Origin of the sequence: Plesiocystis pacifica SIR-1, assembly GCF_000170895.1 — a bacterium.
Classification (GTDB): Bacteria; Myxococcota_A; Polyangia; order Nannocystales; family Nannocystaceae; genus Plesiocystis; species Plesiocystis pacifica.
Map to the genome: position 1 here is coordinate 26,190 of NZ_ABCS01000096.1, position 9,846 is coordinate 36,035.

The 9,846-nt window shown below is 70.1% G+C and carries 9 protein-coding genes; 3 read left to right on the plus strand and 6 right to left on the minus strand.

Annotated elements, in window-relative coordinates; translation table 11 throughout:
• From PPSIR1_RS32790 to PPSIR1_RS32800, 3 genes are read right to left on the minus strand one after another with little or no spacing between them, the layout of a single operon-like run.
• Positions 1 to 1,152 carry an FAD:protein FMN transferase gene (locus tag PPSIR1_RS32790; protein ID WP_006975546.1) on the minus strand — a complete coding sequence of 384 codons (1,152 nt, stop codon included), beginning with the start codon at positions 1,150 to 1,152 and terminating at the stop codon, positions 1 to 3.
• A 54-nt stretch (positions 1,153 to 1,206) separates the two neighbouring features.
• The gene (locus PPSIR1_RS32795) at positions 1,207 to 3,081 is read right to left on the minus strand and encodes a class I SAM-dependent methyltransferase (RefSeq protein WP_006975547.1); all 1,875 of its coding nucleotides are present in this window, start codon (positions 3,079 to 3,081) and stop codon (positions 1,207 to 1,209) included.
• A gap of 37 nt (positions 3,082 to 3,118) precedes the next feature.
• Positions 3,119 to 4,327: a putative Ig domain-containing protein gene (locus PPSIR1_RS32800; RefSeq protein ID WP_006975548.1), complete on the minus strand. Its 1,209-nt coding sequence runs from the start codon at positions 4,325 to 4,327 to the stop codon at positions 3,119 to 3,121.
• Positions 4,328 to 4,512: 185 nt separating this feature from the next.
• Between PPSIR1_RS32800 and PPSIR1_RS32805 the strand changes: the two genes are divergently transcribed.
• A complete protein-coding gene (locus tag PPSIR1_RS32805; protein ID WP_157596212.1) occupies positions 4,513 to 5,964 on the plus strand; it encodes a hypothetical protein in 1,452 nt (483 codons plus the stop codon).
• A gap of 44 nt (positions 5,965 to 6,008) precedes the next feature.
• The gene (locus PPSIR1_RS32810) at positions 6,009 to 6,647 is read left to right on the plus strand and encodes an L-threonylcarbamoyladenylate synthase (protein ID WP_006975550.1); all 639 of its coding nucleotides are present in this window, start codon (positions 6,009 to 6,011) and stop codon (positions 6,645 to 6,647) included.
• Positions 6,648 to 6,657: 10 nt separating this feature from the next.
• Here the strand turns inward: PPSIR1_RS32810 and PPSIR1_RS44505 are convergent, their stop codons facing one another.
• From PPSIR1_RS44505 to PPSIR1_RS32825, 3 genes are all read right to left on the minus strand, one after another.
• Positions 6,658 to 7,452 carry a DUF1295 domain-containing protein gene (locus PPSIR1_RS44505; protein ID WP_006975551.1) on the minus strand — a complete coding sequence of 265 codons (795 nt, stop codon included), beginning with the start codon at positions 7,450 to 7,452 and terminating at the stop codon, positions 6,658 to 6,660.
• A 210-nt stretch (positions 7,453 to 7,662) separates the two neighbouring features.
• Complete coding sequence (locus tag PPSIR1_RS32820) at positions 7,663 to 8,334, minus strand: hypothetical protein (protein WP_006975552.1); 672 nt, start codon at positions 8,332 to 8,334, stop codon at positions 7,663 to 7,665.
• Positions 8,335 to 8,472: 138 nt separating this feature from the next.
• The gene (locus PPSIR1_RS32825) at positions 8,473 to 8,892 is read right to left on the minus strand and encodes a helix-turn-helix domain-containing protein (RefSeq protein ID WP_006975553.1); all 420 of its coding nucleotides are present in this window, start codon (positions 8,890 to 8,892) and stop codon (positions 8,473 to 8,475) included.
• 203 nt (positions 8,893 to 9,095) lie between these two features.
• Here PPSIR1_RS32825 and PPSIR1_RS32830 point away from each other — a divergent pair, with 203 nt between their 5' ends.
• Complete coding sequence (locus tag PPSIR1_RS32830) at positions 9,096 to 9,644, plus strand: hypothetical protein (protein WP_006975554.1); 549 nt, start codon at positions 9,096 to 9,098, stop codon at positions 9,642 to 9,644.
• The last annotated feature ends 202 nt before the right edge of the window (positions 9,645 to 9,846 follow it).

Consider the following 9,846-nt stretch of genomic DNA (forward strand, 5'->3'; position numbering starts at 1 on the left):
CTACTCGCCTTCCAGGCTCTCGCGGGGGCCTTCGCCCGGCCCTTCGCTCGGCTCCTGGCGCTCGTCGACGAAGACCGCGGCCAGGCCCTTCGAGACGTGGACGCGGTCGTCCGGGCCGAGGATGACCGCTTCGAGCTCCGGCCGGGCGTCCACGAAGGCCAGCCCCGCCTCGGGCTCCATCACGCTCACCGCCGTGCAGTAGGCGTCGGCCGTGGTCGCGTCCTTGGCCACCAAGGTCACGCTCTTGGGGCTCTCGTCGCTGGGGATCGGCCAGCCCGTGCGCGGATCGAGGATGTGGGTGTAGTGCACGCCCTCCCACACGAAGTAGCGCGCGTAGTTGCCCGAGGTCACCACCGCCTCGTCGCGCACCGGCAGGTAGCCGACCCGGCCGGTGGCGCGCTTGGGGTCCTGCACGCCCACGCGCCAGGACTCGCCGCCCTTGGTCCCGCTGACGTAGGTGTCGCCGCCGGCCTCGACGATGTGATGGACGAAGCCGCGCGCGCGCAGCAGCTCGGAGGCCGCGTCGACGGCGTAGCCCTTGGCGATCGCCCCGAGCCCGACCTTCATCCCCGGCTTGGCCAGCTTGGCCGTGCTCGCCTCGGCGTCGAGCTCGATCTGCGTCCAGTCGACCAGCGGCAGGCGCTCGGCGATGGCCTCGGCGCTCGGCGGGCGGGCGCCGGGCCTGAAGCTCCACAGCGCGCCGACGCCGTGGAAGCTGACGTCGAACAAGCCCTCGGTGTCCCGCGACACGGCCTCGGCCCGGGCGAGGATCTCGACGAGCTCCGGCGCGACCTCGAGGGCGCCCCCCGCCGCGTCGTTGAGCCGGCTCAGGTCCGACTGCGGCTGCCACTCCGAGGCGATGGACTCGATCCGCGCCATCTCCATCATCGCGTCGGTGATCGCCTTTTGGGCCTTCGCCGGGCTGCCCTCGCCGACCCACACGTTGATGGAGGTGCGCGTCCCCATCAGCTCGGCCTCGGCGAACAAGGTCCCGTCGGCGCGGATCAGCTCGGCGGCCTCGGCCTCCTGCTGCGGGGAAGGCTCGGGCTCGGGGCGCGCCGCCGGCTCGGCCGAGTCTGCCGCGGCCTCGGGCTTGGACTCGCTCGGCGCCTCGCCGCGCTGGCAGGCTGCGCTGCCCAACGCGAGCAGCATCCACCCAACCACGAGCCCGGACTTTGCGAGCTGGGAACCCACGACCCGCCCCGCTCAGTCTTTCTTGGGTTTCGTGAAGCTGCCCGACCGGCTCGGATCGGGCTCGATGTCGGCGAACAGCGCGTCGAAGTCGTCGCCCTCGTCGAGCTCCTCGGGGTCGAGGGCCTCGATGTCGTCGATGTCCTCGGCCACGTCGTCGTCGTCGAGCATGTCGGCGAAGGGATCGGGCTCGCCCTCGGCGACTGCGCGGGGCTTGGGCGTCTTGCGCTTCTCGGTGGCCTTGGGGATCGCCACCTTCCCCGACTTCCCGCTCGCGGTCGCCTTGGGGATCGCCACCTTCCCCGACTTCCCGCTCGGGACGCGCTTGGGGATGGGCACGGGCTTGCGCTTGCTGCCCGTCGCGGGCGGCGGCTTGACGGCCTTCGTCGGCTTCCTCGCCGTGGCCTTCTTGGCGGCGGCTTTCTTCGGCGCAGCTGGAGTCGGCGGAACAGGAGGCTTGGGCCTGCGCTTGGGCGCGGACGACTCGCCCTTGGGCTTGAGCGGCAGCGGAGCCGACACGCTGTCGGCCGTACGCGGCGGCAGCGGGCGAACGCCGCTGCCTGAGGCCGTCGGCGGCACGGGCAGCTTGCGCACGCCGCTGCCGAGGGCGCCCAGGGTCGCGGCGGTGCCGGGGGAGGTCTCGGGGACGACGGCGTCTTCGGCCTCGATCTCGGCGACGACGGCGTCCTCGGCCTCGAGCTCCTCGAGCAGGCCCGCGAAGGGATCCTCCGTCGCGGTCTCGAGCACGGGGAGCTCCCCGCTGGGCTCGACGGCCTCGAAGCCCGCCCCCGAGTCCACCGCCGAGCGGCGCAGGGAAGCTGCCGAGTCCGCGGGCATGCCCGTGGCCACGGAGTCCTCCGCTGCCGCCGGCGCGGCCGCGACCGGCTCTTCGTCCTCGTCGTCGTCGTCGTCGTCCATGTCGATCTCGAGGTCGAGATCGAACTCGTCGTCATCGTCTTCTTCTTCGCCGCCCCACAGCCGGTTGAGCGAGGGGTAGCGCGCCCAGTAGGGCGCGGAGAAGCTGGTCTCGCTCGCGCGGCCCGGCACGCGGATGCGGATCGAGCCCGCCATCACCGTCGCGCCGAGCACGTGCCCGGCGTAGTAGGTGTCGATGGTCTCCTTGAACCGCCAAAACAGCGCCTGGGGCTTCTCGGCCTGACCGAGGATGGCCTTCCACAGGCGCAGCGGGCCGTGCTCGATGACCGGCGAGAACAGGAACTCCCGACCGCTGCGAAACAGCAGCTCGAAGCGCTCGTGCTCGAGGATGAAGTCCTCGTCGCTCAAGCCCAGATCGTGGAGCCCGTTGACCAGCTGCGTGGGCTTGGGCCGGCGGCGGCGGAGCTTTTGCAGCGTCGCCACCTCCTTGCGCATGCCCTCGTCGCGCAGCAGCTCCTGGAAGAGATCCTCGACCTCCTGCCAGGTGCCGTGCAGGGGCAAGGTCGCCAGCACCTGCCCGCCCGGCTTGGTCACGCGCAGCAGCTCGCCCAGGGCCGCCTTCCAGTCGACCACCTGCTCCCCGAGGACCAGGTTGGCCATGCTCAGGTCGTAGGTGCCGTCGCCCATCTCGGTGACGTCGTCGATGGTCCCGGCCTTGAAGTAGACCCGCTTTTTCCAGGCCGGCTTGACCTTGGACTTGGCGATTTGCAGCAGCCAGGGGTCGCTGCCCAGGGCCACGATGCGGGCGCTGTCACCGAGCCGCTGCAGCATCTCCGCCGTGGTGTGGCCCGGGCCGCTGTGCAGGTCGAGGGCGAACAGGTCCTCGCCCGCAGGCAGCTCCCGCATCAGGATCCGCGCGAAGCGGTCGTGCCAGATGGGCGCGACCTCGCGATCGATCACTCGGGCGAGCTTCTGCTCGCGGACGCTCGAGGAGGCGCTGCGGGGGCTGGCCACGCGCGGGAGTGTACCTCAGTCAGGATCCGCCCTGCGATCAGGGCGTCAGGTCGGGATAGCCGACCACGTCGAAGTGGTACTGGGTCTGCGCGTTGTTGTCGAAGTTGCCGCCGTTGACGTCGCAAGACGCCGAGTCCGACGAGGTGCAGTAGGACATCTCGAAGGAGGCGACCCACGGGCGACCTTGCTGGAACTTCGAGCCGACCTGGGGACCGGTGGCGAACAGCTCGTGCATCATGCCCGTCTCGGTGCCCATGGACGGCGAGAGGGTGATCTGCCAGGGGTCGACGGCGTCGAAGGGCGAGCAGGTGACGTCGAAGCGGAAGCCGAAGTTGTTGCAGTCCGGGCCCGGGCAGGCCGGGTCGTCGATGGTCCACACGTAGGTCCCGCTGCCGCCGAAGGACAGGGTCTCGTCGAGGGTGTGCTCGAGCAGACCGGGCTGCAGGATGTCCTCGGGTACGCCCTCGGCCGTCAGGTTGACGTCGTGGTAGAGCTCAAAGTCGTTGGTCGCGCAAAAGGGCACGCCGGTGACGAAGCCGCTCTGCTCGATCTCGACGATCCACACGTAGGTGCCCGCGCGCTCGCCCGCGATGTTGCCCGAGTGCGTGCAGGTGTCGGCGTCGAAGGTGATGCCTGGCGGGGGCCGGCCGTTGCCGTCGCCGAGGGGGCAGGTGTCCGAGCCGCTGTCGACGATGGGGTTGCAGCGGATGTCCGTGGTGTCGCCGCCGGTGAGCAGCCCGACCCACTCGTCCACGGGGGTGTCGAAGGGGACGCAGTGGCGCTCGAGGGTCGAGGCCGGCGTGGACGAGAGCGCCGGGTTGATGAGCAGCGGCCCGCACTCGTTCATCTCGGTGCTGCCCTTGCCCGCGTCGAACACGGACAAGACGATGCCCGAGTACTCCATGGGCTCCTCGGGCACGCCCGAGATCTCGCCGGTGTCCGGGTCGATCGAGAGGCCCGGAGGCAGGTTCGTCGCCATCCAGTTGTTGAAGTTGCCGCTGCCGCCACCGACCTCGGGGGTGAAGCTGTAGTCCGCCCCCACGGCGCCGACGGGGAACTCGGCGCAGTTGATGCCCGCGTCGACCCCACCGGGGTCGGGCACGATGCAGTTGCCGTTGGCGTCGAAGGCGAAGCAGTCAGGGGCGAGCTCGTCCCGGTTGTTGCAACCGGTCGCGAGCAAGGCAGCGGCCGAGACGAGCAGGGCCGCCGAACGGGCGACACTCCGGGGAGAGTTGAGCGCGTGCATGTAGAGCAGTCTCCAGACCAAGCGCGGGCGCGGTCGTGGGCAGTCTATCACGTGGCGTCTGGCCCGCGCTAGATTCGCAGGGGTCGGGCTGGCCGGGCTCCGGGCCACGGTGCGCATCCCGCGACCTCGGCTCCAGCTCGCCTCCGCTCGCCCAGACGAGAGCGACGGGGTAGCGTCCGTCGGCCGTGAACCTGGAGCGATCTGGAGCGCCGCCGCCAGACTCCCGCCCTCGCCGGGACGGCTTTTGGTGGCTGCTGCTGGGCGCTGCCTTGGTCTCCCGAGCGGTGTGGGTGCTGTGGGTGCACCCCCCCCAAGGCCACGCGTTCAGCGACATGGCCCACTACCTCCATCGGGCCCGCGAACTCGCCGCCAACGGTCCCGCTGTGCACCCGGGGCCAGGCACGCGAGATCTCGTCTGGCAGCCATGGGGCACCCACACCCTCCTCGCCCTCCCCCTCTTCCTCTTTGGGGACGGCGGCCTCGGGCTCACGGTCGCGGCGCTGATCTGGGGGCTGTGCTCGGCGGCGACGGTGATCCTCAGCCACGCGCTCGCCCGCGCGGCCCTGCCCGCGACCCGCCTCGGGCCCTGGCCCGCGCGGATCGTCGGGTTGCTCGCGCTGGCGTGGATCCCCCACCTCGACCACGCGGGCTACTTCGTCAGCGAGGCCCCCTTTACCTGCGCCCTGCTCGCGACCGTGCTCGGCCTCGTGGCCGTCGACGCGCGGCTGCGTCGCTCCGAGCCCCCGCTCGGCTCGGTCCTCGGCGCGGGCCTGGCCGGCGCCGCCGCCTTCGCGCTGCGACCGGAGAGCGCGATCCTCGTGGTGTTCGCCTGTCTGGTCCTGGCCTACCGCCATCGCCAGCTCCGGGTCGTCGCGGCCCTCCTCGCCCCGCTCCTGGTGGTCGCCCTCGCCTCCGCCGCCCGCGTTCAGCTCCACGCGGGGCGTCCGGGGATCGCCGAGAACGCCGCCGTGAACCGCAGCGCTGGTCGCTGCCACGCCGTCGTGATCTGGGCCGTCCCCGACGAGGCGACCCGGGCCGCCATCGAGGCCGCCCGCGAGCGCGACGGCCCGGACGCCTACGAAGCCTACCGACACCTCGGCCGCCGCGTCAGCCTGCCGGGCTTTCGCGCCCTCGCCCGCCGCGGCGACGCGCACCCCCTCGCCCTGCGCCCGGCCCTCGCCGAAGAGCTCGTATTCGTCGGGCACATCGGCGATCCCGAGCCCCACCGCGCGCTCCGGCGGCGCTGCTGGGCCGCGACCGGCGTCCTCGGCCAGGCCCGCTACGCGCTGACCCACCTCGCGCTGCTGACCGCCATCGCCCGACCCTGGCCCGAGAGCGCCGATCACCCCTCGCCCTGGCAGCTGCCCCTGGCGCTCCTCGGCCGCCGGGCCGCGCTCGTCGTCCACCTGCTCGCCGCCCTCGGCCTGCTGCTCGTGATCCTCCCGCGGCGCCGCGAGAGCCCCGTCGAGCGATCGGACGACTTCCCCCGCATCGTCTGCGCCCTCGCCCTGCTCAGCCTCGCCATCGTCGCCGTCGCCTTCTTTGGCAGCCCGCGGCTGCGCGCCCCCTACGACCCCTACGCCCTCATCCTCGCCGTCTGGGCCGTCCCCGCCGCGCGCCAGCGCCTGAGGTCCTAGCAGCGCCCCCGGCCGAGGAGTAAGCTCCCCGCCCACGTGCTGCCATGGCCAGCCGCCTCAATTTCCAACGCCTGCGCATCGACCCCGAGCGCCCCGATCCCCGCAAGCTGAGCCCGGCCGTCGAGGCCCTGCAGCGCGGCGCCGTGATCATTTATCCCACGGACACCGGCTACGCCTTCGGCTGCGCCCTGTCGAGCAACAAGGGCATCTCGACCCTGCGCAAGCTCAAGGGCATCCACGCCAAGCACGCCAAGCCGCTGACCATGCTCGTCGAGACCCTCAACGACATGGGCCGCTACGGCGTCATGCCCAACACCGCCTTCCGCGTGGTCCGTCGCCTGCTCCCGGGGCCCTACACCATGGTCCTGCGCGCGACCTCCGACGTGCCCCGGGCGATGAAGAACCGGACCGGCGAGGTCGGCATGCGCCTGCCCGATCACAAGGTCTGCAACTTGCTCGTCGAGCACCTCGGCGAGCCCTTGCTGACCGGCTCCCTCACCCCCGGCGAGGACAGCCCCGAGCTCGAGGACCCCGCCGAGCTCGAGGCCCGCTACAACCGCGACATCGGCCTGATGATCGACGGCGGCCACATCTGGCCCGAGCCCTCGACGGTGCTGCGCTTCGACGAGCGCGGCGACATCGAGGTCCTGCGCGAAGGCCAGGGCGAGATCCCCAACTGGTGACGGCTCCAACTCAGTAAATTCCGGGAACGAGCCGCTTCCACCCTGCCGGTACCTCGTCGCCGAGGCGGTCCCGGTACCAGGTGAGGGTGTTGTACGCCCGCCCCGCCAGGTAGAGGGTCATCACCGAGACCACCACCACGCCGCCGACGTGCTGCAGGACCAGCGCGTAGCCCCACCACGCGAGGATCTCCGCGAGGTAGTGGGGGCAGGCCACCCAGCGAAACAGTCCGCCCTTGGGCAGCTTGTAGCCCGTCTCCCCCGGCTCGCGCAGGTTCGCGAGCAGGCGGTGATGGTGAAGGTTCAGCGCCGTCCCCGTCAGCCACAGCGCCCCGCCGAGGTAGCCCACCCACGGCCAGCCCGCGCCCGCGCTCAGCGTCGCCGCGTCCACCTCGCGCGCCGCCATGGCCCCGAACAGCAGCGCCGCCATCGAGTACATCCCGCAGATCATCACCACCGTGCCGAGGTTCATCACCCCGGAGTAGCGGTGCACGAACAGCGACTCGAGGCAGCGCTTGAAAAAGTGCAGGCTGCACATCACCCCGAGCGCGATCAGCCAGGGCGTCGACGCCTCGCCCGAACTCCACAGCAGGACCGGCAGCCAAAACAGCGCCACCGCCGGCCCATAGACGATCAGCATCCCCGCCTTCGAGGGGAGCGAGAGCTTGCGGTCCTGGTTGGCGAACTTCGAGTAGCCGAAGCTCGTCCACCCCGTCGCCTCACCGATCGCCAGGAAGGGCGCGGACACGGCGAGGACGAGCAGGGTCCAGTGGACCAGGCCACCGTCGAACTCGGGGACGTGAACCATGAGGGGTGACTGTAGGGTAGATCCTGGGCGCGTACAGCGTTTCCTCGCAGACTTCGGCTGTGTCTGAGGATCTGCGCTGCGACTCTCGCGCGACTCCCCGTCTCCAGTTGGGGACCCGGGCCCGTTGTTTTGGCTTCGCGGTCTCGCACGCCGGTGACGCACTGTGGCCCGCGCCGAGGAAATCCCCGGTCTGCTAGCTGTCGGAGAGTCTCACCACTCCGCTACCCAGATCGCGTACTCACTTTCGCCAGCGGTCGTGAACGCAGCCAAGTTTCCGGTCACGCCCGCGACGTCGAAAACCATGCTCAGTCGCTTGTCGACGTCAGCCGGCTGCGCCACTGGTGTCACGAAGTTGACCAATGGCGTCGCCATGGCGGTCCGGCCAAACACCATCGGGTCGGGGAAGCCCGAGTCGGCGTCAGACAGTCGAACCTCGACCGCGGGGATCGAGACATCAATCGCGCCGTCCCCCGTCGTCATGCTCAGCCCGATCGTCGTGACCACTCGATCGTCGCAGGTGACGTCGTGGAAGCGCCGGGTCTCCTCGGTCGGCTCGTAGTCTTCGAAGCGGAACGTGGGTGCCGCCGGCACGTCGAAGGCCAGCGAGAGGCCCGTGCTGGGGTTCGTGGCACCCACGACCTCGACCTCGACCTCGCCCGACTCGTTGACGAAGTCCCAGTGCAAGTTCGTCTCGAAGTCCTCGGGGATCACGGCGATGATCTCTGCCCCGCTGCGCCCGTTCGGTGCGACCTCGTTGGCGTCGGCGAGCGGCGTCGTCGAGATGAGCTCGCACTCCGCTGGCGGAATCTCGGGGCCATCGCCGACGGGGTCGGGGGCACTGGGCGTGTCGCCGCAGGCCGCCACCAACCCCGCGAGCAGCACAGTCGCAGCGGCAGCTGGAAATCTCATGATCACCGAGGACCGACTCTAGCTCCGTCACCGGGCCGCGAACAAGGTGCAACCCAGTTGGCAGTGAGGTGTCTGAACCCAGAAAAAGGGCGGACTGAAATGCGGGCGGTTTCAATCTGAGCTTGCCGATGCCGAAGCTGGTGGGGCTCGGGAGCCCGCGAGACCGTGCTCGAACACAGCGCGTAGAACTTCGAGACCCACGCGGGCTTCGGCCTCACTCCGACCCGCGAGTATCTCCAGCAATTCGCGCTCGATCGGGAGCTCGCCGAGCTCGAAGCTGAGCATGATCGACGACAGCCGAAGGTGAAGACCCCGCGCGAGTGAGACCAGGGTCTTCATGCTCGGCGAGAAGCTGCCCGCCTCGAGGCGTCGAATGGTGTCGGCGGAGAGCCTCGCGCGCTCGGCGAGGACTTCTTGGGTCAAACCGCGAGCCTTGCGGAGGGTGCGGATGTGAAAGCCGAAGGCGTGGGCATCGACGTCCCAGACTTCGAAGCGGATGGCGGTGATGGTGGCTGCGAGGTTCTCGCTCACGCCCGGGCTCTGGCTCGAGGTGGCGGAGCGTTCGGTCTCGACACCGATTTTCTTGCCGCTTGGGGGCGGGGATGCCGAGTCGGAGCAGGCCTTCTCGCCTGTTGAGGGGCCTCAGAACCGAGCTCACAGGCCGCGACCAGCCGAAGGAGCGAGTCCAGCAGGGCACATCTGCCTGTCTTTGCGGGCTGGGTAGAATTTCGCCCATGACGCGCAACACCCCCATCGCCCTCGCGGCTCTGACCACGATGATGTTCCTACTCGCACCCGCCCCAGCTGCCGGTTCGCTGCCAGACTTGTGCGACGACGTCTACCTCGACGATGTCGGCGCGCCCGCGACGGACTCCAAGGGCGTCGCGCTGAGCCGCTTCTGCACCTGGACCGGCCCCGACGCTCCGCTGTGGGCCGACCATGTTTGCTGCGCCATCGACGGAGCCTCCGCGGACTGCACGCCCACCGACGCGAACGGCCGCTGCACCGCCGGGATGAAGATGTGGTGCGACTACGGCGAAGACATCGGCGGGAAGGTGACCTGCTACCAGCCCTTCCCAGACGCCTGCGACGAGGGCTTTTGCGACACGTTGGCGGTCCCTCCTGGAACTCAGGCCGAGGAAATGGTGCCGCTGTGCTGCTACGCGGACACGGATGACTGCTACCAACTAGAGATCGGAGCGCCTTGCGGAGGTGACTTCCTCCACTGCGACTCGCCCTACACCACGGAGCAAGGCACGGTGGGCTGCGCCGACTTCGACTAGCAGGACATCGGAAAGTGCCCCGCAGGCACGAGGATCCTCGCCTTCAAGGCCATCGACGGTCAGTGACTCACGCAAGCTTGCTGATTTCCGGCCCCAGCTGGGGCCGCGGGAGGGGGAGGTACCCCGCGACGGTCGGCAACTACCCCAGCTACTTCACGGCCATCGCGGTCACCGACGGCACCACGGTCAACTTCACCGTGCC